Source organism: Dactylosporangium sp. CA-152071, from assembly GCF_050936335.1.
Lineage (GTDB): Bacteria > Actinomycetota > Actinomycetes > Mycobacteriales > Micromonosporaceae > Dactylosporangium > Dactylosporangium maewongense.
Genome location: NZ_JBNJMZ010000001.1, coordinates 7645662 through 7669485, shown reverse-complemented (window position 1 = coordinate 7669485; position 23824 = coordinate 7645662). Strand labels below are relative to the sequence as shown.

25 protein-coding genes are annotated in these 23824 nt (G+C 73.3%); 12 read left to right on the top strand and 13 right to left on the bottom strand.

The window, feature by feature from the left end; genetic code table 11:
• Positions 1-6: 6 nt before the first annotated feature.
• Positions 7-198: a hypothetical protein gene (locus ACQEVZ_RS34590; protein ID WP_433374309.1), complete on the bottom strand. Its 192-nt coding sequence runs from the start codon at positions 196-198 to the stop codon at positions 7-9.
• Positions 199-326: 128 nt separating this feature from the next.
• Between ACQEVZ_RS34590 and ACQEVZ_RS34585 the strand changes: the two genes are divergently transcribed.
• Together ACQEVZ_RS34585 and ACQEVZ_RS34580 are read left to right on the top strand one after the other, a co-directional pair.
• Positions 327-1361 carry a sensor histidine kinase gene (locus tag ACQEVZ_RS34585; RefSeq protein WP_433374306.1) on the top strand — a complete coding sequence of 345 codons (1035 nt, stop codon included), beginning with the start codon at positions 327-329 and terminating at the stop codon, positions 1359-1361.
• On the top strand, positions 1358-2020 hold the full coding sequence (locus tag ACQEVZ_RS34580) for a response regulator transcription factor (protein WP_344506078.1): 663 nt from the start codon (positions 1358-1360) through the stop codon (positions 2018-2020). The genes ACQEVZ_RS34585 and ACQEVZ_RS34580 overlap by 4 nt, the downstream gene beginning before the upstream one ends.
• On the opposite strand, the gene ACQEVZ_RS34575 is transcribed toward ACQEVZ_RS34580, so the two are convergent.
• The gene (locus tag ACQEVZ_RS34575; RefSeq protein ID WP_433374303.1) at positions 1993-2628 is read right to left on the bottom strand and encodes a hypothetical protein; all 636 of its coding nucleotides are present in this window, start codon (positions 2626-2628) and stop codon (positions 1993-1995) included. The genes ACQEVZ_RS34580 and ACQEVZ_RS34575 overlap by 28 nt on opposite strands.
• A gap of 157 nt (positions 2629-2785) precedes the next feature.
• Here ACQEVZ_RS34575 and argS point away from each other — a divergent pair, with 157 nt between their 5' ends.
• Positions 2786-4480 carry an arginine--tRNA ligase gene (gene argS, locus ACQEVZ_RS34570; RefSeq protein ID WP_433374300.1) on the top strand — a complete coding sequence of 565 codons (1695 nt, stop codon included), beginning with the start codon at positions 2786-2788 and terminating at the stop codon, positions 4478-4480.
• A 208-nt stretch (positions 4481-4688) separates the two neighbouring features.
• Here the strand turns inward: argS and ACQEVZ_RS34565 are convergent, their stop codons facing one another.
• Both ACQEVZ_RS34565 and ACQEVZ_RS34560 read right to left on the bottom strand, forming a co-directional pair.
• A complete protein-coding gene (locus ACQEVZ_RS34565; protein ID WP_433374297.1) occupies positions 4689-6317 on the bottom strand; it encodes a glycosyltransferase in 1629 nt (542 codons plus the stop codon).
• Positions 6314-7459 carry a glycosyltransferase family 4 protein gene (locus ACQEVZ_RS34560; RefSeq protein ID WP_433374295.1) on the bottom strand — a complete coding sequence of 382 codons (1146 nt, stop codon included), beginning with the start codon at positions 7457-7459 and terminating at the stop codon, positions 6314-6316. The genes ACQEVZ_RS34565 and ACQEVZ_RS34560 overlap by 4 nt, the downstream gene beginning before the upstream one ends.
• 334 nt (positions 7460-7793) lie before the next feature.
• Here ACQEVZ_RS34560 and ACQEVZ_RS34555 point away from each other — a divergent pair, with 334 nt between their 5' ends.
• From ACQEVZ_RS34555 to ACQEVZ_RS34540, 4 genes are all read left to right on the top strand, one after another.
• The gene (locus ACQEVZ_RS34555; protein WP_433374292.1) at positions 7794-9218 is read left to right on the top strand and encodes a DUF1996 domain-containing protein; all 1425 of its coding nucleotides are present in this window, start codon (positions 7794-7796) and stop codon (positions 9216-9218) included.
• Between the two features lie 91 nt (positions 9219-9309).
• Complete coding sequence (locus tag ACQEVZ_RS34550; protein ID WP_344506069.1) at positions 9310-10470, top strand: sensor histidine kinase; 1161 nt, start codon at positions 9310-9312, stop codon at positions 10468-10470.
• The gene (locus ACQEVZ_RS34545; protein ID WP_354891248.1) at positions 10467-11114 is read left to right on the top strand and encodes a response regulator transcription factor; all 648 of its coding nucleotides are present in this window, start codon (positions 10467-10469) and stop codon (positions 11112-11114) included. The genes ACQEVZ_RS34550 and ACQEVZ_RS34545 overlap by 4 nt, the downstream gene beginning before the upstream one ends.
• A gap of 125 nt (positions 11115-11239) precedes the next feature.
• The gene (locus ACQEVZ_RS34540; protein ID WP_433374287.1) at positions 11240-11944 is read left to right on the top strand and encodes a hypothetical protein; all 705 of its coding nucleotides are present in this window, start codon (positions 11240-11242) and stop codon (positions 11942-11944) included.
• A gap of 667 nt (positions 11945-12611) precedes the next feature.
• On the opposite strand, the gene ACQEVZ_RS34535 is transcribed toward ACQEVZ_RS34540, so the two are convergent.
• The 3 genes from ACQEVZ_RS34535 to ACQEVZ_RS34525 form a co-directional block, all read right to left on the bottom strand.
• A complete protein-coding gene (locus ACQEVZ_RS34535) occupies positions 12612-13976 on the bottom strand; it encodes a DUF1996 domain-containing protein (RefSeq protein WP_433374284.1) in 1365 nt (454 codons plus the stop codon).
• A 114-nt stretch (positions 13977-14090) separates the two neighbouring features.
• Positions 14091-14738, bottom strand: coding sequence for a response regulator transcription factor (locus ACQEVZ_RS34530; RefSeq protein WP_433374282.1), 648 nt, complete (start codon positions 14736-14738; stop codon positions 14091-14093).
• Positions 14739-14749: 11 nt separating this feature from the next.
• Positions 14750-15583: a sensor histidine kinase gene (locus ACQEVZ_RS34525; protein ID WP_433374279.1), complete on the bottom strand. Its 834-nt coding sequence runs from the start codon at positions 15581-15583 to the stop codon at positions 14750-14752.
• A gap of 228 nt (positions 15584-15811) precedes the next feature.
• On the opposite strand from ACQEVZ_RS34525, the gene ACQEVZ_RS34520 reads away from it, so the two are divergent.
• The 3 genes from ACQEVZ_RS34520 to ACQEVZ_RS34510 all read left to right on the top strand — a co-directional run bounded on the left by ACQEVZ_RS34520 (position 15812) and on the right by ACQEVZ_RS34510 (position 19232).
• A complete protein-coding gene (locus tag ACQEVZ_RS34520) occupies positions 15812-16516 on the top strand; it encodes a helix-turn-helix transcriptional regulator (protein WP_344506064.1) in 705 nt (234 codons plus the stop codon).
• A gap of 874 nt (positions 16517-17390) precedes the next feature.
• Complete coding sequence (locus ACQEVZ_RS34515; RefSeq protein ID WP_344506063.1) at positions 17391-17729, top strand: VOC family protein; 339 nt, start codon at positions 17391-17393, stop codon at positions 17727-17729.
• 123 nt (positions 17730-17852) lie between these two features.
• Positions 17853-19232: a UDP-glucose dehydrogenase family protein gene (locus tag ACQEVZ_RS34510; RefSeq protein WP_363396677.1), complete on the top strand. Its 1380-nt coding sequence runs from the start codon at positions 17853-17855 to the stop codon at positions 19230-19232.
• Positions 19233-19279: 47 nt separating this feature from the next.
• Here the strand turns inward: ACQEVZ_RS34510 and ACQEVZ_RS34505 are convergent, their stop codons facing one another.
• The 5 genes from ACQEVZ_RS34505 to ACQEVZ_RS34485 form a co-directional block, all read right to left on the bottom strand.
• Entirely contained in the window at positions 19280-19837 is a 558-nt protein-coding gene (locus tag ACQEVZ_RS34505; protein ID WP_344506061.1) for an RICIN domain-containing protein, read from the bottom strand.
• A 193-nt stretch (positions 19838-20030) separates the two neighbouring features.
• Complete coding sequence (locus ACQEVZ_RS34500; protein ID WP_433374274.1) at positions 20031-20558, bottom strand: hypothetical protein; 528 nt, start codon at positions 20556-20558, stop codon at positions 20031-20033.
• Between the two features lie 2 nt (positions 20559-20560).
• Positions 20561-20986 carry a YbaB/EbfC family nucleoid-associated protein gene (locus ACQEVZ_RS34495; RefSeq protein ID WP_344506059.1) on the bottom strand — a complete coding sequence of 142 codons (426 nt, stop codon included), beginning with the start codon at positions 20984-20986 and terminating at the stop codon, positions 20561-20563.
• A 14-nt stretch (positions 20987-21000) separates the two neighbouring features.
• Positions 21001-21702: a hypothetical protein gene (locus ACQEVZ_RS34490; protein ID WP_344506058.1), complete on the bottom strand. Its 702-nt coding sequence runs from the start codon at positions 21700-21702 to the stop codon at positions 21001-21003.
• Positions 21703-21710: 8 nt separating this feature from the next.
• Positions 21711-22010: a hypothetical protein gene (locus ACQEVZ_RS34485; RefSeq protein ID WP_344506057.1), complete on the bottom strand. Its 300-nt coding sequence runs from the start codon at positions 22008-22010 to the stop codon at positions 21711-21713.
• Positions 22011-22084: 74 nt separating this feature from the next.
• Here ACQEVZ_RS34485 and ACQEVZ_RS34480 point away from each other — a divergent pair, with 74 nt between their 5' ends.
• Positions 22085-22438, top strand: a complete 354-nt coding sequence (locus tag ACQEVZ_RS34480; protein ID WP_433374269.1) for a hypothetical protein — start codon at positions 22085-22087, stop codon at positions 22436-22438.
• 5 nt (positions 22439-22443) lie between these two features.
• On the opposite strand, the gene ACQEVZ_RS34475 is transcribed toward ACQEVZ_RS34480, so the two are convergent.
• Positions 22444-22956, bottom strand: coding sequence for a hypothetical protein (locus ACQEVZ_RS34475; RefSeq protein WP_433374266.1), 513 nt, complete (start codon positions 22954-22956; stop codon positions 22444-22446).
• A 150-nt stretch (positions 22957-23106) separates the two neighbouring features.
• Here ACQEVZ_RS34475 and ACQEVZ_RS34470 point away from each other — a divergent pair, with 150 nt between their 5' ends.
• Entirely contained in the window at positions 23107-23814 is a 708-nt protein-coding gene (locus ACQEVZ_RS34470; RefSeq protein ID WP_344506054.1) for an SDR family NAD(P)-dependent oxidoreductase, read from the top strand.
• Positions 23815-23824 lie beyond the last annotated feature (10 nt).

Sequence of the window (23824 nt, the reverse complement as noted above, 5' to 3'; positions counted from 1 at the left end):
CCGGCCTCAGAGCATGCCGTGTTCGATGATCCAGGAGAGGTTGGCGGTCTCCTCGAAGGAGAAGTCCAGGCTCACGATGACGGCGAAGCGGCGGTCGATCTGGTACGGGGTGTAGCGGTGGACGGCGCACTCCATCCAGATCGGGATGCGCGACGCCGGGTTGGCCAGGACGGCATGCTTGCCACAGCGGTGCTCCATGGGCCGAAACGCTAACCAGAGACGGCGGGCATGCGTCAGCCTGCTGCCTGATACTCCATTTGGTGTACGGGACGGTGCCTCCACGCGGACGACGAACTGGCGACGCCGCGCTCATAGCGTTCGGCACCATGACGAAGAGGAAGATGGTCGCCGCGTTCGCCGCGGTCACGTTCATCGCCGTGCTCAGCGGGTCCGGCGAGCACCTCGCGGAGGGGTCGCTGCCGCTCGCCACGACCCTGGCCGCACTGCTCTGGACGCAGCTGCGGTGGCCGATCACCGGGCTGGTGACGGGCATCTGCAGCGTCGTGGCGATGCGCGTGGCGGAGCTGACGACGGGCGGCTGGCTGTGGCCGGTGACGCTGCTGTACGTGTCGGCGACGCTGGCCCCCAAGCCGCGCCTGCGGGTCGTCGTCGCGATCGGGGCCGTCCACGCGGTCACGGCGTTCAACCTGGAGTGGACGGTGCTGCAGCACGGCGCGGTGCGGACGCTGCAGCACGTCGGGCCGGACGCGCTGTGGCTGACGGCGGCGCTCGCCGTGACCGTCGCGGCCGGCAGCTGGCAGCGCTGGACGCGGACGGCGATCGAGCAGCAGCGGGCCGAGGAGCGGCTGCGGGTCGCGCGGGAGGTGCACGACACGGTGGCGCACACGCTGACCGTCGTCGGGGTGCACCTGAACGTGGCCGCGGACGCCCTGGACAGCGCGCCGGACGAGGCCCGGGAGGCGCTGCGGCTGGCCCAGGACGTACGCCGCAAGGCGATGGGCGACCTGTCCTCGCTGGTCGGGGTGCTCCGCGACGACCGCCGGCCGCCCGCCGAGCCGCTGGACCTCGCGGCGCTGGTGTCGCAGGTACGCGAGGCGGGGCTCGACGCGCGGCTCACCGTCGCCGGCGGGGACGCGCCGCTGCCGGTCCGCACGGCGATCGGCCTGGTGGTGCGGGAGGCGCTGACGAACACGGTCCGGCACGCCGGCGCGCGGACCGTCACCGTCGACGTCCGCTACGGGCCGGTGACGGAGGTGACGGTCACCGACGACGGCGCGGGCTCCCGGCGGGCCGAAGGGCACGGGCTGACCGGGATGCGCGAGCGCGTCGAGGCGCTCGGCGGGTCGCTCACCACGCGGGGCGACGGGAGTTTCACCGTGCACGCGACAATTCCCGCATGACGGTCAACGTGCTGCTCGCCGACGACCAGGCCCTCGTACGCGCCGGGTTCAGCAGCCTGCTGCGGCGCACGAGGGACATCACGGTCGTCGGCGAGGCGTCCACCGGCGACGAGGCGGTCCGGGAGGCCCGGCGGCTGCGGCCCGACGTGGTGCTGATGGACATCCGGATGCCCGGCCTCGACGGGATCGCCGCGACCGGCCGGATCGTCGCGGACCGGGAGCTCGCCGGGACGAGGGTCGTGATCCTGACGACGTTCGAGACGGACGAGAACGTGTTCGCGGCGCTGCGGGCCGGCGCGAGCGGCTTCCTCACCAAGGAGGTCGAGCCCGACGAGCTGCGCCGCGCGGTCCGGGTCGTGGCGGCCGGCGAGGCGCTGCTGTCGCCGAGCGTCACGGCCCGGGTGATCGGGCAGTTCGCGCACCGTCCGGCCGGGCCGTCGGGAGTGCCCGACGACCGGCTCGCCGGGCTGACCCCGCGGGAGGTCGAGGTGGTCCGGCTGGTCGCCGCCGGGCTGTCCAACGAGGAGATCGCGCGGGAGCTGTTCATCAGCCCGCTGACCGCGAAGACCCACGTGACCCGGGCGATCGCGAAGGCCGGCGTCCGCGACCGGGTGCAGCTGGTGATCCTCGCCTACGCCACCGGGCTCGCCCCGTCCTGAGCGGCCGCCGGGCCCACCGCGCCGATCACGGTTTGTGCTGGTCGATGCCGTAGCCGTTGCACTGGCGGCCGCCGTTGATGCAGTGGGCGACGAGCGCGGCCTGGCGGGCGGCGCGTGCCGGCCGGGTCGGGTGTCGCGGACACCGTCACGCGCAGGACCGTGCCGTGGACGCGGCCGCCGTAGACGCGGAACGTGAGCCGGGTCGCGGCCACCGGGGTGGCGGCGACGAGGGCGACGGCGGCGGTCTTCTCCTTCGGCTCGACCCGCAGCGCCACCTGGTCGGTGCCGGGCACGACGCCGTCGGTGACGACCTTCACCCCGACGCTGCGGACGCTCCATCCGGTGCCGACGGCGGCGCCGTAGACGGTGCAGGCTGGCCTGGCGCTGCCGGCGGTGCCGCACGGGGACGCCGCTGGAGCAACCGGGGACGCGGGCTGCGACTGCGCCGCAGACCCACCCGAGTTGCCGACCGCGGACGGCGAGGCGCCGGCCGCCGGTACAGGCGGAGCAACCGCTGCGGGAGCGGCTGAGGGCGACGGGTTGCGGTCGCGCGGCAGCAGCAGCGGTGGCACACCGACCGTGACCAGGCCGATGGCGACCGCCAGCATGCCGAGCCTGACCCGTCGCGAGAATATGCGGCGACCCTACTGGAATCCGCGGTTATGGTGGACGGACCATGACGACGACGAGCGCGGCCACGCGACGACGACGGTAACCACACCGCCGTCCGTCCCCGCCTCTGCCTTCCTCGTCTGGAGTCTCACGATGGTCGTGCCGTCGTTCGCCGCGCTGCTCGCCGCCCGGATCACCGCCGCCCTCCCGTCCGTCCCGGCCGGCTTCGACCCTCAGGTCCGCCTGTCGGAGCACGCCGACCTGCAGGCCGACGGCGTCCTGGCGCTCGCCCGGCCGCTGCGGCGGCCCCCGCGGCAGCTCGCCGCTGAGGTCGCCGCTGAGGTCGCCACTGGGCTGCCCGGCGGCATCGTCGCGGACGTGCGGGTCGCCGGGCCCGGCTTCCTCAACGTCACGCTGACCGGGGAGGCGCTGCTCGGCCGGGTCGCGGAGCGGCTCGCCGACCCGCGGCTCGGGGTCGGGCTGCCGGAGACCGGCGTCCGGACGGTGCTGGACTATTCGCATCCGAACGTGGCCAGGGAGATGCACGTCGGGCACCTCCGGTCGACGATCATCGGCGACGCCCTCGCCCGGGTCCTGACCCACCTCGGCGGCACCGTCGTGCGGCAGAACCACATCGGCGACTGGGGCACCCAGTACGGGATGCTCATCCAGTACCTGGCGGAGCACCCGGCGGACACGGCGGCGCTCACGCAGCGGTACAAGGCGGCGTACGCGCTGTTCCAGGCCGACCCCGCGTTCGCGGCGCGGTCGCGGGCGCGGGTCGTGGCGCTGCAGGGCGGCGACCCGGGCAGCCTTGCCGTCTGGCACGCGATGGTCGAGGAGTCGACGCGCTACTTCTCCGACGTGTACGAGCGGCTCGGCGTCCTGCTCACCGCCGCCGACATCGCCGGGGAGAGCAGCTACAACCCGATGCTGGCCGGCGTCGCCGGGGACCTGGCCGCCGCGGGCGTGGCCCGGGTCAGCGACGGGGCGCTGTGCGTGTTCGCCGACGGCGCCGACGCGCCGCTCATCGTGCGCAAGAGCGACGGCGGGTTCGGGTACCCCGCCACCGACCTGGCCGCCGTCCGGCACCGGGTCACGACCCTGCGGGCCGACCGGATCGTCTACGTCGTCGACGCCCGGCAGGCGCCGCACTTCCGGATGGTGTTCGACACGGCACGGCGGGCCGGCTGGCTCCCGCCGGAGGTCGAGGCGGTGCACGCCGCGTTCGGGGTGGTGCTGGGCGCGGACGGACGGCCGTTCAAGACCCGGGCCGGCGACACGGCCCCGCTCGTCGGGCTGCTCGGCGAGGCGGTCGAGCGGGCCACGGCGGTCGTCGCGGCGAAGAACCCGTCGCTGCCCGCCCAGGAGCTCGCCGAACGGGGCCGGGAGGTCGGGATCGGCGCGGTGAAGTACGCCGACCTGTCCACCAGCCGGACCCGCGACTACCTGTACGACCCGGACCGGATGATGGCGCTGACCGGCAACACGAGCGTGTACCTGCAGTACGCGCACGCACGGCTGCGGTCGGTGCTGGCGAAGGCCGGCTCCGCCGTGCCACCGGTGCGGGCCGACGCGCCGCTGGAGGACGTGGAGCGGGCGCTGATCCTGCGGCTGGACGGCTTCGGCGACGTCGTCGCGGGCGTCGCGGCCGGCTGCGAGCCGCACCGGCTCTGCACGTACCTGTTCGAGCTCGCACAGGCGGTGACCGCCTTCTACGAACGGTGCCCCGTGCTCAAGTCACCCGAACCCTTGCGGGGAAACCGGATCGCGCTGTGCGCACTGACCGCCTCGACGCTGGCGACCGGCCTCGGACTGCTCGGGATCGCGGCTCCTCCGCAACTCTGAGCCCGCCCTCCGTCACCTTCCGCCGCTCTTGCCGCCCTTTCCGCAACGGTACGGCGGCCCGCCACGGCGGTGGACGGACAACACCCCGGTTCGCAGCTCTCCGCCTACACATGCGCTGATCAATGCCCAGGTTTGTGGCTTCTGGTCCCTGAACGCCGCAGCCCGTGGTGCGGACATTGATCGCTCCTGGTGTCAGTCGTGCCCGGTGTCAGCAGCGCATGACGCCAGCCGCACGGGATTGGTCGCGCTCGGCGTCGCTCTCGCGCGGAACGCCCGGGTCGGCACCGCCCGATTCGGCAGACACGGCACCGGCGGCCATCACATCGGACGCCGCGCCGGAAGCCGGGTCAGACCCGTCGGCCGAATCGTGTGTCGCGCCGGCCGCGGGTGCCGGTCCGTCGGCAGGGACGGCTCGGGCGGCAGCCGCATCAGCCCCCTGCGCCGGGACGGCTGCCCGGCAGACGTCGACATCGCCCACCACCCGGTCATCGGCATCACCGACCGCCGGGACGTCGGCGCCGCCCACCACCCGGACGGCGGCATCACCGCCCGCCCGAACCGCGACATCGCCCACCGGCCGGACGTCGGCGTCGACGGCCACGCCGGCGCCGGCATCACCCACGGCCCGGACGTCGGTGTCGCCCACCGCCTCGACAGAGGCGGCGTTCTGGTCGGCGATGTCGTCGGGCGCCGGCTTCGAGACGGCGGCACACGGCGAGACCTGGTCGGCGGGGCCGGGCTGCGACGGGACGGTTGGCGTAGCGCTGACGGCGGCGGGCGTGGTGCCGGCCGCGGCGAGCGTGACGCCGGCGGCGGACTGCAGGGCGGCCGCCTCGCCGCGCCACGGGCGGCCGAGGCGGGCGTGGCGGTGGCGGTCGGCGGCGCGGGCGGCGCGGTAGAGCCGGACGTACAGCGCGGGGGCCGCCCTGATGAGCAGCACCGCCGCGGCGAGGACCACCTGCCGGTGCCGGAGCGCGGCCCAGGCGTCGCGGGGGCGCAGGCCGCGGCGGGCGGCGCCGACCGCGTCCCAGGCGGCGGCGGACAGCTCCCCCGCCGACGAGCGGGCCGCGGCGCCCGCGACCGCCAGGGCGCCGGCCCGGAGGCGGAAGTGCTGCCGGGCGGCGGGCGAGCCGGCGCCGTCGAGGACGAACAGGGCCTCGTCGACGGCGGCGGCGCGCTCGGCGGTGCGCGGGTTGAAGCGGGACACGGGGCGGCTCAGGTGGAAGTACGCGGGGCCGGCGACGAACGCGACCGTCCGCGCCCGCAGCAGCAGCCAGGCCATGACGGCGACGTCCTCGTGGCGCGGCCCGTGCGGGAAGGTGAGCCCGTCGAGCAGGTCCCGGCGGACGAGCTTGTTCGTCACGCCGGAGCGGATGCGGCGGAAGAGGAACTCCTCGACGGCCTGCTGGCCGGTCCACACCGTGGCGGTGTCGCGGGACGGCAGCGGCGGGCCGGTGACACCGTCCTCGGTGACGGGCACCGTGCCGGCCACAACGATGTCAGCACGGTCCTCGTCGCCGAGCACGGCGAGCACGGCCGACGTGAGCGAGGCGAGCAGCTCCGGGTCGACCCAGTCGTCGCCGCCGACGAACCAGACGTACTCGCCGGTCGCGGCGGCCAGTCCCGTGTTGCGGGCCGCGGCCAGCCCGCGCGGGGTGTCGTGCCGCAGGACCCGCACCGGGAACGGCGCGTCGGCAGGCACCGGCCCCAGCTCGTCGGTGTCGTCGACGACGACCAGGTCGACGGTGACGCCGTCGGGCACCCGGGTCGCGAGCAGTGAAGGCAGGGCGCGAGCGGTCCTGCAGACGGGCATGATGACGCTGACCGTGACACTCATCGCCTGGTCACCTCCACTTCGGTCAACGATCCAGCCGCGGGGTGCGACGCGCGCGGGACCGGGGCGGGGATCGCGCCCAGGGCGGTGGCGTAGGCGTCCGCGAGCGCGGCGGCCTGCGCCTGGGGCGTGTGCCGGGCGGCGAACGCCTCCTGCAGCCGCGGCCGCGACGGTCGCCCGGTGGCGAGGACGGTGGCGAGCTCGGCGGCGACGGCCTCGGCGGTGCCGAGGTCCGGGTCGAGGCCGAGGGAGTCCAGGGCGGGGATGCTGCGGGCGACGAGCGGCAGCCCGGCCGCGGCCGCCTCCAGCAGCGGCAGCGGGCAGCTGTCCCAGGCGGCCGTGTGCAGGTACGCGTCGGCGGCGGCGAGATGGTTGCGCACCTCCGCCGGCGACCGCCAGCCGGTGACCCGGACGCCGGCGGCGCGCAGGGCGGCCTCGCCGCGTGGGTCGCCGTCGCCGACCCACGTCCAGGTGACCCCCGGCGGGTCGGGCAGCAGGGCCTTGACCCGCAGGAGGAACTCGAAGTCCTTCTGCGCGCCGACCCGGCCGACGGTGACGACCGACCCCACGTGCCGGGTGCGGTCCGGGCGGGCGGTGCGGGCGCGGGTCGTGTTGGGCACGACGACGGCGGGGATGCCGAACTCGGTGGCGAGGCCGGCCTCGCGCGGGCTGACGCAGACGGCGAGGTCGGTCGAGGCGGCGACGGCCCGCTCCGCGCCGCGCAGCAGGCGCAGCGCGACGGCCGGCAGGTCGGTGCGTTCGAAGCCGAAGCAGTGCGGCGTGTAGAGGATCGCGGGCCCGGTCGCGGAGCGGGCGACCGCCGGGATCACGGTGCGCCCGACGAGGCCGGCCCGGCCGCCGTGCAGGTGCACGATGCGGGGCGCGACGGCGGGCAGGGTCTCGCGCAGCGCCCGGCCGAGCGAGAGCAGACCCCCGCCGGCGTCGCGGCTGCCGGCGAACAGGTCCTCGAACCGGACCGGCAGGTCGGGGGCCACCGTGCGGGCGCGGCCTCCGCCGGCCCTGCCGCGGAAGAGCAGGTGGTGCTCGAACTGGGGCGTGGAGCGGACGAACTCGACGATCGCGGCGGCCGTGCCGCCGTTCATCGACTCGGTGACGTGCAGGATCCGCGGGGTCTCTCGCCGCATGGCAACCTCCCGTTCAGCCGTGCACGGAGAGTATCAGTCAAACCACGCTATGTAGGCGCAAATCGGGCACGCCACACGATCGACTGGAGAGCGCTCTCCACTCGCGCCTTAAGTTCCGCTGAGCTGTGCCCGGAATGTGTACTTTCGCACCCGCCGAGCGTCGCCACGTATTGACGGACCGGCCACACGGGCGCAACATTTGGGAGAGCGCTCTCCAACGGGCGCTTCCCCGCCACCCGGTACCACCGCCGGCACCGGCGACGCGCGTGACCGCCTCACGCGCGTCAGGCAACACCGGACCGGCGACGGCGCCCGCCCACACCCTGGGAGCTCGATGAGTACACGACCGAGTACGAGACGGCTCAGAAGAATCCTGGCCCCCATCGGGGTCACCACCGCGGTGGTCGCATCGATGGTCGTCGGCGCGTTCCAGCTGACCGCCGCCGACGCCGCCGACGCCACCCTGCTCTCGCTCAACAAGCCCTCGCTCGCCTCCTCGCAGGAGCTCGGTGAGTCGCCGCCGGCCGGCGCGTTCGACAACAACCCGAGCACCCGCTGGGGCAGCCAGTGGAGCGACCCGCAGTGGCTGCGCGTCGACCTCGGCGCCACCGCCACCATCACGCAGGTCGTCCTGCAGTGGGAGAACGCCTACGGCAAGGCGTTCCAGATCCAGACCTCGCCCGACGGCAACGCCTGGACGAGCATCTACAGCACCACCACCGGCACCGGCGGCACGCAGACGCTCAACGTCAACGGCTCCGGCCGCTACGTGCGGATGTACGGCACGCAGCGCGGCACCGGCTACGGCTACTCGCTGTGGGAGTTCAAGGTCTACGGCACGTCCACCGGCACCCCGCCGCCGACCAGCGGCCCCGGCTGGGTCGACGCGCCCAACCCGGTCACCGGCGTGACCCCGTCGACGGCGACCCCGCCGGCGACGAACCCGCCGACGACGCACCACGAGTTCCAGGCCAACTGCGAGGTGAGCCGCAGCAACCTCAACGACGACCCGATCGTGTTCTTCGGCCTGCCGGGCGCGTCGCACTCGCACACGTTCATGGGCAACAGGACCACCAACGCCAACACGACCCTGTCGTCGCTGCAGGCCGGCACCACCGCCTGCATCACGCCGGGCGACAAGACCGCGTACTGGATGCCGACCCTGCTCAACAACGGCGTCGCCGTGCAGCCCGTCGGCCGCCAGGTCATCTACTACAAGAGCGGCGTCCTCGACTGGCGCAGCGTCCGGCCGATGCCGGCCGGTCTGCGGTACGTCGTGGGCAGCCCGTCCTCCACGCTCGACCAGTTCAAGAACCACCCGGGCGCGGTCGAGGGCTTCGAGTGCGGTGACCTGACCCGCCAGTGGGACATCCCCGCCAACTGTGTCGCGGGCAGCCAGCTCAACGTCCGGTTCCAGGCCCCCAGCTGCTGGGACGGCCTGCACCTGGACTCGCCCGACCACAAGGCGCACATGGCCTACCCGGTCGTGGGTGTCTGCCCGTCGTCGCACCCGGTCGCCGTCAACATGATCGAGTTCAAGATGGCGTGGCCGGTCAGCGGCAACATGGCGAACGTGGCGTTCTCCAGCGGCCGCGGCTACTCGTTCCACTACGACGTGTACAACGCCTGGGACCCGCCGACCCTGGCCGCACTGACCACCCACTGCATCAACGGTGGTCTGCAGTGCAACCCGCGCGGCTTCGACCAGTACAAGCCGGAGCGCGGCGCGGCGCTCAACGAGAACTACATGCTGCCGTAACGCACGAACACCGGTCGGCGCCCCGTTCCGTCATGGCGGGGCGCCGATCGCTGTCTATGTGACCAGCGCCGGAACGCGTAGAGTCCCGGCCGTGGGGCAGCATGTCGACAGGGTCGTGGCACCGGCCGCCCTGGGACGTGCGGTGCTGCTCGCCCGGGCCGCCGCCACGCTCACCGCCGGCGCCGTCGGGGTCCGCCTCGTCGCCGACCCCCGCCCGCTCCTCGCGGCCCTGGCCGTCGTCGCCGGCACCACCGCCGCCGGGCTCGCCGTGCTCTCCCGCCACCCGCACGTCGCGGGCCACCCGGTCCCCGTCCTCGCCGCTGACGCGCTCGCGGTCGCCGGTGTGCTCGCCCTCGACGGCGGCGGGGTCGCCTTCCACTGCGGCGCCGTCGGCGCGTCCGCCCTCGCCGGGGTCCTCGCCGGCATGCGCGCGCTGCCGCTCGCCGCCGGCTACACCGCGCTCGGCTACACCGTCGCCGCCACGGTCCTGCCCGCCGGCGCCGACCCGGAGCTCGCCGGCTTCATGCTCACGTTCCCGATCGGCTGCGTCCTCGCCACCGCCGGCGCCGCCGTCGCGACCGCCGCCCTGCGCCGCCACATGGAGCTGTCGGTGCGGGTCGTCGCCTCGGCACAACGTACCGCCGCCGCGTCGGAACGCGCCCGCCTCGCCCGGGAACTGCACGACTCCGTCACCAAGACGCTGCGCGGGGTGAGCTTCGCCGCGCTCGCGCTGCCCCAGTCCCTGCGCCGCCACCCAGACCTCGCCGAGCAACTCGCCGGCACCGTCTCCCGCGGCGCGGAGGTGGCCGCCCAGGAGGCCCGCGAGCTCGTCGACGGCCTGCGCCTGGACACCCTCGACGGCGACTTCGCCGGCACCGTCCAGGCGATCTGCCGGCGTTGGTCGCAGGTGTACGGCATCCCGGTGCGACTCGTCACCGCCCCGGTCGACCCGCCGGTCGCGGTCCGCTACGAGCTGTGCCGCATCCTCCAGGAGGCCCTGCAGAACGTCGCCCAGCACGCGTCGGCGGCCGGGACCACCGTCAGCCTGCACCAGGGCCGCCGGCACCTGCTCCTGCGCATCCACGACGACGGCCGCGGGTTCGGGCTGCCCGCCGACCTCTCCGAGCTGCGCACCGCACAGCACTTCGGGCTGATCGGCATGTACGAGCGGGCGAGCACCATCCAGGGGAGCCTGCACGTCGCGTCCGCCCCCGGCCGCGGCACGACCGTCGAGGTGACGGTGCCGGCATGATCGAGCTGCTGATCGTCGACGACAACCCGATCGTCCGGGCGGCGCTGCGGGGTTACCTGGACGGCCTCGACGGCGTCCGCGTCGTCGCCGAGGCCGCGGACGGGCGCGAGGCCGTCACGCAGGCACAGGCGCACCGCCCGGCCGTGACGCTCCTCGACCACCGGATGCCGGTCGCCGACGGGCTGTCCGCCCTCGCCGAGCTGAGCCGGCTCAGCGGCGTCCTCGTCATCACCAGCGACGCCGACCCCGACCTCATCGGGCGGATGCTGCGCGGCGGCGCCCGCGGGTACCTGGTGCACGGCGCGTTCGACCCCGACGAGCTGCGCCGGGCCGTGCTCGCCGTGGCCGCCGGGCACGGGTGGCTGTCCCCGGTCGCGGCGGCCGTCGCGACGGCGACCGTCCGGGCGCAGGCGTCGCGGGAGGAGCTGGCGGAGCGCCAGGAGGAGACGCTCGGCCGGTACCGGCTGACCCGCCGCGAACGGGACGTCCTGGACCTGCTCGCGGAAGGGCTGTCCAACGCGGCGATCGCGCACCGGCTGCTGCTGACCGAGAAGACGGTGAAGAACCACCTCCACCACATCTTCGCGAAGCTGCACGTCCGCGGCCGCATGGAGGCGGTCCTGCTGTGGACCGGCCGCCGATGACCGCCCCGTCCCCCGCGCCCGACCCGTCCTCTGCATCCGGTGCGCCCGCCGCTTCTGGTGCGCCCGCTGCTTCTGGGGCTGGCTTTGGAGCGGCCGCTGCATCCGGCGGGTCGTCTGCGCCCGGCGTGCGCTCCACGTCTGCGGCGGCCGCCGGGTCCCTTGTGGATGGTCCGCGGCGGGAGTGGGCACGGCGGGCCGGCTGGGTGGCCCTCGCCGCCGCGGTCGTCGCCACGGCGACGGTCGTGCCGCCGCTGGTGCTGCCGGACGGTCGCGGCCACCCGCCGGCCGCGACCGCCCCGACACCCCCGCCGGGCGGGCCTTCGCCGACGCCGGTCCCGACGACGCCGACCCTCACCACACCCGCCCCGACGACGCCGCTCTCGGCGCTGCCACGCACCTCGGCGCCTGCCCCGGGGGCCTCGCCACCCCGGACACCTGCCGCGTCCTCGACCTTCGCGGCGATCAGCCTGCACGCAGCCGACGCGGCCAACCTGCGCAACGGCGCCCGCGTCATCGAGTGCCCGACCTGCGTGGGCGGCAGCCGGGTCGGCTACATCGGCGGACCGAACACCCTCGCCATCCGGGTCACCGGCGTCACCGCGGCGGGCGAACGGACGATGACCGTCACGTACGAGACCGCCGAATCCCGCACGCTCCGCGTCGCCGTCAACGACGGCCCCACGCAGTCACTCACGCTGAGCGGCGCCGGCGACTGGCGCATCCCCGCCACCGTGACGCTCCGCGTGCACCTACCGGCCGGCACCAGCTGGATCCGGTTCTTCAACGACGAGGGCCCAGCCCCCGACGTCAACCAGATCCAGCTGCACTGACGACCCGCCGATGCCGTGCCCACACCCGCTCGGCGGGGTTGTGGGCGTGTCCCCCCGACCGACCCCCACCCAACCGGACCAGACCCCCACCAGCATGCACCGGCATCCACCGGACCAGGCTGCCGCCAGCGCCCCACCCCACCGGACCGAGCCGCCACCGCGTCCAGCAGACCAAGCCACCACCAGCGTCCACCGGGACCAAGCTGCCGCCGGCACCCACCCCACCGGACCGAGCCGCCACCGCGTCCACCGGACCAGGCCGCCACCAGCGTCCACCGGGAGCCCCACCTCTGGTGACCAAATCCACCAGACCGAGCCGCCACCAGCGTCCAGCAGGCCAAGCCGCCACCAGCGACCACCCCACCGGACCCGGCCGCCACCGGCGACCACCCCGCCAGAACAGGCCGCCCCGCTGGCATCCACCCCACCGGACCAGGCGGCCGCTGGCGTTCACCGGCTGCGACGAGCAGGTCGGACCCGTCGTCGGGCGGCACGGCCCGTCGTCGCGAGCCGGGCCGAGTCGTCGAGCCACCGGCGTGTGCCGGCCGGACGGCGCGGACGGCAGCGGGATCGGCCCGGCCGGCTGAGGCCCGCCCACCGGTGGGGAGTCGCCCGGCAACACACCGCGGCGAACGAACCACACCGGTGAGCGCTCACGGTCACGGCATCAGAACGTCCCGGCCGTGTTGCACTTGGCCTTCTGGACGATGCAGTTCTTCACCCGGTGGCCCTGTGCGGCGTTGTCCCAGGCGAGGAACGCGTCACCGTGGAACGACGACGCCATCCCCGACGACAGCGTGAACCCGTCGATCGACCCGGGCGTCGGGTAGGCGATGACGAACGACACCGACGGGATCGCCACCGGGAACGCGCCACCGCACTTGCCGTCGTACGTGTAGGCGACGTGCCCCTTGTGCGTCGGGCTGTCCAGGTGGACGCCGTCCCAGCAGTCCTGGAACACGAGCTGGAACAGCAGCGAGGCGCCCGGCGCGCACCGCGGCCAGTTGCCGTCGGCGCTGCGGCCGATCTCGCCGCCGGGGCCCGCGCAGTAGAACTGGTTGACGGTCCCGGCGGGGGTCGGCGCCTGCAGCTTCGCGTCGCCGGCGATCATCCGGAAACCCTGCGGGAACGGCACCGTCTTGCTGGAGTCCGTGAGCCTGGAGCCGTAGTACACGACGACGGCCTTCGGCTCGACCGGCTGGCCGTGCTCGTACAGCGTGGGCACCCAGTACGCGGAGAGGTCCGGCGCCGGCGCACAACTGGTGCCGGCGTTGGCGAGCAGCGTGTCGGCGGTGCTGTTCGCGTCGGTGCTCCGGTTGCCGATGAAGCTGTGCATGTGCGACGCGCCCGGCAGGCCGGGGAAGACGATCGGGTCGTCCTTGCGGGAGTGGCTGTACGTGCAGGACGCGTTGAACTCCGGGACCCGGACGGCGCCGGCGGGCGCGGGGTCCATGGGCATCGCGTTGAACGCGGCGAGTTGCGCGCCCCACTTCGCCTGGTCGACGTCGACCCAGCCGGTCGCCGCCGGGCTGCTGCTGCTCGATGTGGCCGCGGTGAACGAGAACCAGTTGATGTTCACGAAGTCGCCGCCCGCGCCGCTGCGCAGGACCGCGAACACCGGCTGCGGGCCGGCGGTGGCGTGGGTGCCGGTCGCGGACAGCGTCGTCCACGCCTGCCAGCCGCCGGTCGCCGCGATCGGGAACTGCGCCAGCAGCGGCCCGGTCAGCGAACCCGTCCGCAGCTCGACGGTGCCGTTGCCGACGGCGGAGGCGACCCGGGCCGCGGCGGTGACGGTGCCGGCGGGGCCGAGATCGACGCCGTCGAACCGCATCCAGTCGCCGTTGGCGAGATACGCGACGTTCTGACCGCCGCCGGTGTCGACGGTGGTCTCCACCTGTACGCCGGACTGCGCGGCGAACGACTCGGCCTGCACGACGAGCGGGGTGGCGGCGTCGGCCATGTTGACGGCGGAGACGGTGACAGCGGCGAGCACGACGGCGATGACGCCGGCCGCGCGCCTGAGTCTTGACATGAGGCTCCTCCTGGCGGGGAAGGGGGATTGACCGCTTTCCACGCTAGGACCGGCACGACCGCGGCACCTGAGCCCGAAGACCCATTTTCGGGGTCCCAAATTTCGTTCTTCCGGTCAGGTGCGCAGGTACTTGAGAACGGCAAGGACGCGGCGGTGGCCGTCGTCGGGGCCGGGCAGGTCGAGCTTGGCGAAGATGTTGCCGATGTGCTTGGCGACGGCGGCGTCGCCGATGTGCAGGGCGCGGGCGATCCACGCGTTGGACCGGCCCTCCGCCATCAGCCCCAGCACCTCGCGCTCCCGCGGGGTGAGCCGTGCCAGGGGGTCGGCGGCGCGCTGCCGCGTCAGCAGCTGCCGCACCACATCCGGGTCGATGACGGTCTCGCCCGCCGCGACCCGCGCGACCGCGTCGGCGAACTCGGTGATGTCCCCGACACGGTCCTTCAGCAGGTACCCGACGCCAGCCCGTCCGGCGGGCGCGAGCAGTTCTGCGGCGTAGGCGGTCGCGGGGTACTGCGACAGCACCAGCACCGCCGGCTGCGGGTCGTCCTCCCGCAGCGTGAGCGCCGCGCGGAGACCCTCGTCTGTGTGCGTCGGCGGCATCCGTACATCGGTGATGACGAGATCTGGTCGGTGTTCCCGTGCGGCGTCGAGCAGCGCCTCGGCGTCACCGACGGCGGCCGCGACCGTGTGGCCGAACCGTTCGAGCAGGCTGGCGAGCCCCTCCCGCAGCAGCACCGCGTCGTCGGCGAGCACGATCTTCATGCCGGCCGACCTTAGGTCAGGCCGCACGGCAGGTCCACCCGCAGCGTCGTCGGACCTCCCGCTGGGCTGGTGACGGTGAACGTGCCGTCCATGACCGCGGTCCGGTCGGCGAGGCCGCGCAGCCCGGTGCCGGTGGCGGGGTCGGCGCCACCGCGGCCGTCATCGGTGACCGTCAACGTGAGGACGTACCGCGTGATCCGGCCGCTGACCGTGATCCTGGACGCGCCGGCGTGGCGGACCGCGTTGGTCAGCGCCTCGCACACGACGAAGTACGCCGTGGTCTCCACCGCCGCCGGCAGCCGCCGGTCCAGGGGCAGGTCGATGACGACGGGCACCTGGCAGCGTTCGGCGAGCTCCCCGACTGCGGCCGGCAGGCCCAGGTCCGTGAGCACCTGCGGGTGGATGCCGTGGATCAGCTCCCGGATCGACGCCAGGGCCTGCCGCGCCTGCCGTTGCGCGTCCTCGAGCAGGTGGGCCGCCTTGCCGTCGCCGACCTCCAGCCTCGCCAGCCCGAGCGTCATCGCGAGCAGCACCAGGTGCTGCTGGGCGCCGTCGTGCAGGTCCCGCTCGATCCTGCGGCGCTCCGCCTCGAACGCGTCGACCAGCCTTTTCTGCGACTGGGACAGCTCCTCGACCCTGCGGTTGAGCTCGGCGTCGCGCGGCGCGAGCAGCCACCGGGCGAACGCGGCCTGCGTCGCGGCGACGGCGCTCAACGCGTACAGCCCGACCGCCGTCGCCGGCACCGCGAACGCCGTCGCCGCCAGTGCCTCCCCACGGGTGTCGACGACCAGGTCGCCGAACTGGAACGGCACCCCCGCCTGCACGAACACCGGCGCCGCGGCCACGATCAGGCAGTCGACGAGCAGGCCGAGGCTGACCCACCGCGACGACGACGCTGCCCAACAGGTACAGCAGACACCGTAGCGGCCAGCCCGACAGCAGGAACCGGTGCGGTGCCCTCGCCATCGCCTGCCACACACCGCTCACGGCACCGACCATACGGACGTCACCGGCACCGTTCAGTAGACCTGGCTCCACCATTTTTTGTCGTACCTGGTGGATAGTCTGGCGGCGTGAATCGGACGGATCGGTTGTATGCGCTGGTCGAGGAGCTGCGCGCGGTGGCGCCCCGCCCCCGCAGCGCCCGCTGGCTCGCCACCCGGTTCGAGGTCTCCACCCGCACCATCGAGCGCGACATCAGCGCCCTGCAGCAGTCCGGCGTCCCGATCTGGGTCTCCCTCGGCCGCACCGGCGGCTATGCCCTCGACCGCACCCACACCCTGCCCCCGCTCAACATGACCCCCGCCGAAGCGGTCGCGATCGCCGTGGCCCTGCACCGCCTCCACGGCACCCCCTTCCACGCCCCAGCCCGCACCGCCCTGCACAAGCTCCTCGCCGTCATGTCCCCCGCCGACGTCCATCGCGCCACCGAGCTCGCCGCCCGCATCCACCTCGTCGACGGCGCCGACCCCGGCCCGGCCCCCGTCTCCCCCGCGGTCGTCGAGGCCTTCACCACCGGCCGCGTCCTCGACATCGCCTATGCCGACCGCTTCGGCACCACCACCCGCCGCCACATCGAACCCGTCGGCTATCTCGGCGGCCCCACCGGCTGGTATCTGCTGGCCTGGTGCCGCCTCCGCGACGCGGTCCGCTCGTTCCGCGTCGACCGCATCCACGACGTCACCCCCACTCCCGAGCTCACCACCCCACGCCCGCTGCCACCCAACGCCCTCGACATCCCCGGCAAGCTCATCACCCGGATCGCCATCGCCGCCTGACCCACCTCCCGCCACACCCCCGACCGACCTTTCCCGGTCGCCACGCCTCTTCGGCGCCGGCCGATTCCAGGTCGTGGCGTGGGCCGCGGTGGTGTTCGCCGTCCTCACACCGTGGAGCGCGTCGCCTGGTGCTTCTTCCACAACCAGCGCAACGCACTCCGCCCTGGTGGTTGCTGTCCGCGTACGGGTTCGCCGACCCGTCTGGTCGCAGGTCAGGCCAGCGCGGAGGTGGGGGTTCTTCCCGCCCGTCCGGAGGCCGGGCGCCAGGTGGCGTGGTAACCCTCCGTGCCGTGGTCGCGGTGATGTTCCCCGGCCGCCGTCCTCGCATGGTCCAGCGCCGTCGAGGGCGTCATTCGGTGCTTCCACACCGTCGTTGGCTTTCACAATCCACCCACATCCCACCGACCGGCGGAATCGCACCCTCTGCCGTGGTTCACAATCAGCGAAGCGCACCCGGCTGCGGACTTGACCTCCGCCGTCGCGGCTGTCTCTGTGGGTCGGTCGTGGCCGTGGTTGGCATGATCGAAGTCGCTCGGTGGCTGCCCGGACGGCCAGGACCGTCCTTCGATCACGGTGGCGGTCTGCCCTCGTGGTCGCCGTCCGCGCCGTGGTCGCAGTGATGTGGCCCGGCCGCCGTTCTCACATTCCCTGTGGGGCGGCCGGGGGCGTGATCGGCGTGATCGAAGTCGCGGGGTGGCTGTCTGGGCGGCCAGGGCCGTCCTTTGATCACGGTGGGGGTTCGGCTGGCGCCTCGCTGGTTGTGAGGTGAAGGGAAATGCCGACAGGACGGTGTCGTGGGAGGGGGTGAAGGTGGTGGGCAAGTGGCCGGGCGGGAGGACGTGCGGCTCCAGGACGACGGGGTTGAGGAGTGGGAATGAACGGCATCGGGTGGTTTCAGGTCGGGGTCAGTGACGCGGCGGTGGCGCGGCGGTTCTACGGGGAGTTGTTCGGGTGGACGTTCGGCGGGGACGGGGCGTACCAGATGATCACCACGCCGGACGAGAGGTCGGTCATGGGCGGGTTGGCGGTGGGGCAGCCGGGGCACGCGATCTTCTACGTCGTCGTCGAGGACGTGCCGGGGGTGTGTGAGCGGGTCGAGGCGGCCGGGGGCAAGGTGCTCGTGCCGCCGACGCAGACCGAGGACGGGCCGGTGTTCGCCAGCATCACCGATCCGGAGGGCAACCACTTCGGGATCTTCAAGCCGCGGGGGTAGCGCGGCCGCCACGCCGGCGGGGCACGCAGGGGCCCCGCCGGCACGGTCCGGAAGCGGACTGAGCGGCCGAATTGTCCAATATGTGGAATCAGTCGCAGATGACGGCTGTGTATCATCGCCCGGGTGAAGGTATGCGTCGTGGGCACCGGTTACGTCGGCCTCACCACCGGCATCTGCCTGGCCTATCTCGGGCACGAGGTCACCTGCGTCGACCTCAGCCAGGAGAAGGTCGACCTGCTGCGGGCGGGGCGTTCGCCGATCTACGAGCCGTTCCTCGACGAGCTCATGCACGAGGCCGCGCACAACCTGACGTTCACCACCGACTACGCCGAGGGTGTCCCGGGCGCCGAGGTCGTGTTCGTCGCGGTGCAGACGCCGTCGCTGCCGGACGGGCAGCCCGACCTGCGGTTCCTGCGGATGGCCGCGGAGAGCATCGGCAAGACCATCGACGGCGAGTTCACCGTCGTGGTCAACAAGTCGACGGTGCCGATCGGCAGCGGAAACTGGGTCGAGTCGATCCTGCGGGAGTCGTTCGAGGAGTTCCACTCGCGGCGGGCCGCGGGCGAGTTCGCGGTGGCGTCCAACCCGGAGTTCCTGCGCGAGGGGTCGGCGATCCACGACACGCTGTTCCCGGACCGGATCGTCATCGGGTCGGACAACCCGCGCAGCCTCGACGTGCTCAACCGGCTCTACCGGGCGGTGCTCAACCAGTCGTTCACGGCGCCGACGTTCCTGCCGCGCCCCGAGGAGGTCGGCGCGGTCCCGCTCGTCTCGACGGACCTCGCTTCGGCGGAGCTCATCAAGTACGCGGCGAACGCGTTCCTCGCCCTGAAGATCAGCTACATCAACGAGATCGGCAAGCTGGCGAACAAGGTCGGCGCCGACATCAACCAGGTCGCTCGGGGCACCGGGCTCGACGCGCGGATCGGTTCGCGGTTCCTGCAGCCGGGCGTCGGCTGGGGCGGGTCGTGCTTCGGCAAGGACACCGCGGCGCTGATCGCGACCGCCGCCGAGTACAGCTACGACATGCCGATCGTGTCCGCCGCCCGCGAGGTCAACCAGCGCCAGCGCGAGGAGGCGGTCAACAAGCTCCTCGACGAGCTGCGCATCCTCAAGGGCCGCAAGATCGGCCTGCTCGGCCTGGCGTTCAAGCCCAACACCGACGACCTGCGCGACTCTCCCGCGATCGACATCGCCAAGCTGATGATCGCCCGGGGCGCCCGGGTCAAGCTGCACGACCCGGTCGCCGCCGAGCGGTTCCGGGCCGAGGAGCCGGAGCTCGCCGCGAGCCTCTGCGAGAGCGTCGACGAGGTCTTCGACGACAGCGACGCCGTCGTGCTCGTCACCGAGTGGCCGCAGTACCTGGAGCTCGACTGGGGCAAGTACGTCGGCCTCATGCGCACCCCCGTCGTCCTCGACGGCCGCAACGTGCTCGACCCGCAGCGGCTGAGCAGGCTCGGCTACACGTACCTCACCATCGCCGGACGACCCGTCGGCCTCTGAGGAGACGGGCGGCGGAAGAAGCCGCCGCCCGCCCGTACCGGCGAACCCTAGGCGAACCCGACGACCCAGCGCTGCGCGAGGGTGCCGTTGCAGCGGTAGATCTGCATCGCGAGGCCGGCGGCCGCCGACCCGCCGGGCACGTCGACGCAGTAGCCCGTGTCACGGAACCCGACCCGCGACTGGATCTGCACCACGTTCGGCAGCGTCGAGCCGGTGTTGAACTCCTCGTTGCTGATCGCCACGCACGTCCCCTGCAGCAGCCGCGCGTTGTTGAGCGCCCCGTCGAAGGCGTCGAAGCAGTACCCGCTGAGCTGGTTGAGGAAGCGGTACTTGGTGCCGCCGAGGCTGACCGTCTGCCAGCCCTGCGCGATGCTGCCCGCGACGCACGGCTGCTGCACGATCGCCGCGAACTCCGCGGTCGACGCCGGCTGGAGGCACATCCCGTTGCCGACGTTCTTGATCGGCCGGAACACGCCCGCCGCCAGCGGCGCCGCCTTCTCCGCCGGGGCGGCCGCCGCCGGTGCCCCGCTCAGCACCAGCGTCATCCCCATCAGCGCCACGGTGGCCGCGAGACCACCGAGCACCTTCCGCAAACTGAGCCGCATGTCCGCTCTGCTCCCTTCGACAGTCCTTCCCGGCGGAACCCCGCCGGCCTGCCGAAAGCGTCGTCCCCGGCCCTGATCCGCCGTTGACGCGCCGCTGACGCGCCCCCGCAAAGCCGACGCGGCCCGCAAAGCCGACGCGGCCCGCAAAGCCGACGCGGCCCGCAAAGCCGACGCGGCCCTGCAAAAAGGAAGGTCAGTGGGGTGGCGGCTGGTACTTGACGCCGAGGTGGGGACGGGCGATGGCCGCCACCACGGTGTCGGCGCCGGGGTGCCAGCCGAGCCAGGCCTCGCGGCGGCCCTGGAGGCCGAGGCGTGGCGGGCGGGGCATCGGGACGGTGGTGCGCAGGTGGTACAGGTGGCCGCCGGCGGACGGGACGGCACGCAGCTCGTCGATGTCGAACCAGCCGATCGTCGCCTCGTGCCGGCCCGACCGCAGGACGACGCCCCGGTCGGTCAGAGTGGTCGTGCCCGTCAGCCAGCCGAGTTCGGCGGCGACCAGCAGCAGCGCCAGCGCGGCCCAGAGCACGGCGAGGACCGTCCAGCCCCAGCGCAGGCCGAACGTGAGCGCCGACAGGAACGCGGGCAGGTCGTGGTCGCGGCTGTCGATCACCGCAACGGCGACGCTGAACGCGGTCATGAGGACGAGGAACGCCAGCACGAGCAGGCTGACCCGGTGGCTGCGGTGCAGCGCCCGGGCCCGCCGCAGCACGACCGGGGACATGATCAGAATCCGCCCTGGCGGCGGAGCCGTTCGAGGGTCTCCATCGCCTCGTCGGCGGAGGCCTGGAAGCGCTGCTCGGCCTCGGCGACCAGCTTGCTGGGGTCGCCGGTACCGTCGACGACGCCCATCACGTCGTCGCCCAGGATCTCGCGCATGGCCTCCATCGTCTGGCGCCGCAGGTCCTCCAGGGCGCCCTGGGCGGCCCGGAGGGTCGCGTCGCCGAGGTCCTGCGCGGGGCTGCGCATCGCCCGCGGGTCGATGGTGATCCGGGAGAGCCCGGCGTCGCCGCGCGCCTCCGCGGTGACGAGGCCGTCGAGGGCCTCGCCACGGCCGACCATCGCCGCCGACCGGCGCTGGAAGTCCTCGACCTGCCGCATCTGCCGCAGCGACTCCTCGACCAGCCGGTCGGGGTCCATGTTCGGGTCCACGTGCTGTTCCTATCTCATTTCGCCGGGCCGGGCAGCTCGCGCCGGGGCGCGACGTACCCGTTGCCGCCGGTCAGCGGGGAGTAGTCGATCGTGATCACCTTGAAGTCGGCGCCCTTGACGCCGCCGGGCTGCGACTGGAAGGCCTTCGACAGCGCCACGCCCGCGAGCAGGATGGCGGTGGCGCCGCCGGCGATCGCCGTGATGGTCTTCGCGGCCGCGCCCGCGGTCATCGCGACCGCCGACACCGCCGTCTCGGCCGCCGCGCGCACCGCGGGGAACGCCGGCGTGGCCATCGCGAGGCCGACGGCGACGGCGCAGGCGAACGCGAACGTCCCCGCCACGATCGCCATCACCGCGAACGCGTAGTAGGCCGCGGCGACCGTCTGCAGGCCGGTCCCGACGTTCTCCAGGTACTTCTTCAGGTCTTCGACCTCCTGGTTGTACACCGTGACGGCGTTGAGGTAGGCGTCCTTGTCCTCCGCGATCCACTGCGGGCCGACCTTGGCGTTCGCGTTGACCATCCGGGACTTGACCACCTCGAGCGCGGTGGCCGCCTGTTTCCACTCGTCGCCGGCCTGCCAGATCGAGCCGGGGTTGGAGATGCCCAGGCCGACGGCGAGGCCCAGCCGGATGGCGCTGGACACGAACGGTGCCGCCCCGAACGACGAACCCAGCGCGAACCGCAGCATGATGACACCAGAGGTGAACGGGTTCATGACGCCTCCTAGCGGTACATGACCTGGTTGGTCGACTCGGCCTGCTCCCACGTGGTCGCGATGCCGTCGAGCTTGCCGCGGAACGTGCCCAGCTGGTCACGGCCCGCCTTGACGTAGTCGGCGAGGTAGGCCTGGGCCTGCTCGTACGCGTGCTGCAACGGGAACCCGACCAGCCCGAACCCGGGCGACTCGATCACCGCCTCCGCCACCTGCCGGGCCACCGGGTCGAACGCGGGTGCGACGTCCTCCACCAGGTCCTTGCCGAGCTGCCGGATCGCGTTGGACGTGACGTGGATGTCCTGTGCCATCGACCCTCCCCGAATCGTCGTCGAAGATGCGACTGTAGCGGAACCAGGTGGCCGCCGGACGCGTCGGACCTGGTATGGAAGCACCCGGCGACATCCCGCCGCACTGGGACCCGAACAGCCGCAGCCGCGTCGGGCCGGCGGTCGTGACCCTCGCCGCGCTCGCGGGTGCGGGATGGCTGACGCTCGGGTTGGTCTGGCTCACGTACCGCGACGCCCTCAACGATCCGGAAGGGATGGCGGCGATGGGCGCCGGCTTCGCCGGCCTGGCCCTCTCACTGGTCGTCATGCCGCTGACCGCGCTCGCCACGGGGTTCGCCGCCTACCACCGCGCCGTCACCGAGGAGCGCTGGCCCCTGGTGGTCGCCCTGGCCGGGACGGTGCTGACGCTCGGGCTGTGCGGCTGGTGGAGCGTGGTGTTCGCGACCTGAGAGGGCTACACCACGGCGAGCATCAGGTCGTGCGTACGGCAGAACTCGAGCTGGTCGAGCAGCTCCGCGGCGTCGTCGGCGGCGTAGTCGTAATCGCCGCGGTCGATCTCCGCCAGCACCTCGCGCATCCGCGAGACGACCGGCTCGATCGGCGTGTAGTACCAGCCGTCGACCGGTGACCCCGGCGCCTCGACGTTGCCGGCCTCGGGCGCGGTGCAGTTGGGCACGAACAGGTCGTGATCCATCGCCGCCGGCCAGCCACGGTCGGCGTCTCCGAAGCACGTGCCGGCCGCCAGGATCGGCGCCGCCTCGTCGCCGGGCAGCCACCGCCACCCGACCCGCCCGTCGTCGTAGGTGAACTCGGCGACCCGCTCGTGGACGGCGACCCGGAACCGCCGGCTCAGCCCGTTCGCGGCGAGCTCCAGCAGCCACGCGACCCCGTCCCCGCCGGTCGGGTCGCCCTCCAGGACGTCAGCGTCGGGGATCAGATCGAGCAGGCCCGGCCCGTACGAGGTCACCCGCACACCCTAGAACCGGCCGTCAATCCGTCGCCTCACCCCGAGCGGCATGGCGGCCCGCACCGCGGATAGCGGGGCTCCGGGTGGGTAGGAGGCCTCGCCTGCGCACCGCTGCCGGTCACGCGGGTCCCGACCACAGAACGGAAACCCATGAGCAATCCCCCGGTCGCCGTCGTCACCGGCGCCTCCCAGGGCATCGGCGCGGCCGTCGCCGCCGCGTACCGCAAGCTCGGCTACGCCGTCGTCGCCACCTCCCGCTCGATCGGACCGTCCGGCGACCCGCTGCTGCTGACCGTCGCCGGCGACATCGCCGACCCCGCCGTCGGCGCCCGCGTCGTCGAGGAGGCACTGCGCGCGTACGGCCGCGTCGACACCCTCGTCAACAACGCCGGCGTGTTCGTCGCCAAGCCGTTCACCGGCTACACGTCCGCCGACTTCGACCTCATGACCGGCGTCAACCTGCGCGGGTTCTTCGACGTGACGCAGCGGGCGATCGCGGCGATGCTCACCCAGGGCGGCGGCCACGTCGTCAACATCACGGCCAGCATCGTCGACCACCCCACCTCCGGGGCGCCGGCGGCGCTCGCCTCACTCACCAAGGGCGGCCTCAACGCCGTCACGAAGTCCCTGGCCATCGAGTACGCGGCGCGCGGCATCCGGGTCAACGCCGTCTCGCCCGGCGTCATCCGCACCCCGATGCACCCGCCGGAGACCCACGACGCCCTGGCGGGCCAGTCCCCCGTCGGCCGCATCGGCGACCCCTCCGACATCGTCGACGCCATCCTGTACCTGGAGACCGCCGGCTTCGTCACGGGCGAGATCCTGCACGTCGACGGCGGCCAGAGCGCCGGCCACTGAAGAGAGGTGA

What these genes read in the sequence shown, in the direction of transcription:
- ACQEVZ_RS34590 (WP_433374309.1), bottom strand. Translation starts at nt 198, where the DNA reads ATGGAGCACCGCTGTGGCAAGCATGCCGTCCTGGCCAACCCGGCGTCG.
- ACQEVZ_RS34585 (WP_433374306.1), top strand. Translation starts at nt 327, where the DNA reads ATGACGAAGAGGAAGATGGTCGCCGCGTTCGCCGCGGTCACGTTCATC.
- ACQEVZ_RS34580 (WP_344506078.1), top strand. Translation starts at nt 1,358, where the DNA reads ATGACGGTCAACGTGCTGCTCGCCGACGACCAGGCCCTCGTACGCGCC.
- ACQEVZ_RS34575 (WP_433374303.1), bottom strand. Translation starts at nt 2,628, where the DNA reads ATGCTGGCGGTCGCCATCGGCCTGGTCACGGTCGGTGTGCCACCGCTG.
- argS (WP_433374300.1), top strand. Translation starts at nt 2,786, where the DNA reads ATGGTCGTGCCGTCGTTCGCCGCGCTGCTCGCCGCCCGGATCACCGCC.
- ACQEVZ_RS34565 (WP_433374297.1), bottom strand. Translation starts at nt 6,317, where the DNA reads ATGAGTGTCACGGTCAGCGTCATCATGCCCGTCTGCAGGACCGCTCGC.
- ACQEVZ_RS34560 (WP_433374295.1), bottom strand. Translation starts at nt 7,459, where the DNA reads ATGCGGCGAGAGACCCCGCGGATCCTGCACGTCACCGAGTCGATGAAC.
- ACQEVZ_RS34555 (WP_433374292.1), top strand. Translation starts at nt 7,794, where the DNA reads ATGAGTACACGACCGAGTACGAGACGGCTCAGAAGAATCCTGGCCCCC.
- ACQEVZ_RS34545 (WP_354891248.1), top strand. Translation starts at nt 10,467, where the DNA reads ATGATCGAGCTGCTGATCGTCGACGACAACCCGATCGTCCGGGCGGCG.
- ACQEVZ_RS34535 (WP_433374284.1), bottom strand. Translation starts at nt 13,976, where the DNA reads ATGTCAAGACTCAGGCGCGCGGCCGGCGTCATCGCCGTCGTGCTCGCC.
- ACQEVZ_RS34530 (WP_433374282.1), bottom strand. Translation starts at nt 14,738, where the DNA reads ATGAAGATCGTGCTCGCCGACGACGCGGTGCTGCTGCGGGAGGGGCTC.
- ACQEVZ_RS34515 (WP_344506063.1), top strand. Translation starts at nt 17,391, where the DNA reads ATGAACGGCATCGGGTGGTTTCAGGTCGGGGTCAGTGACGCGGCGGTG.
- ACQEVZ_RS34505 (WP_344506061.1), bottom strand. Translation starts at nt 19,837, where the DNA reads ATGCGGCTCAGTTTGCGGAAGGTGCTCGGTGGTCTCGCGGCCACCGTG.
- ACQEVZ_RS34500 (WP_433374274.1), bottom strand. Translation starts at nt 20,558, where the DNA reads ATGTCCCCGGTCGTGCTGCGGCGGGCCCGGGCGCTGCACCGCAGCCAC.
- ACQEVZ_RS34490 (WP_344506058.1), bottom strand. Translation starts at nt 21,702, where the DNA reads ATGAACCCGTTCACCTCTGGTGTCATCATGCTGCGGTTCGCGCTGGGT.
- ACQEVZ_RS34485 (WP_344506057.1), bottom strand. Translation starts at nt 22,010, where the DNA reads ATGGCACAGGACATCCACGTCACGTCCAACGCGATCCGGCAGCTCGGC.
- ACQEVZ_RS34480 (WP_433374269.1), top strand. Translation starts at nt 22,085, where the DNA reads ATGGAAGCACCCGGCGACATCCCGCCGCACTGGGACCCGAACAGCCGC.
- ACQEVZ_RS34470 (WP_344506054.1), top strand. Translation starts at nt 23,107, where the DNA reads ATGAGCAATCCCCCGGTCGCCGTCGTCACCGGCGCCTCCCAGGGCATC.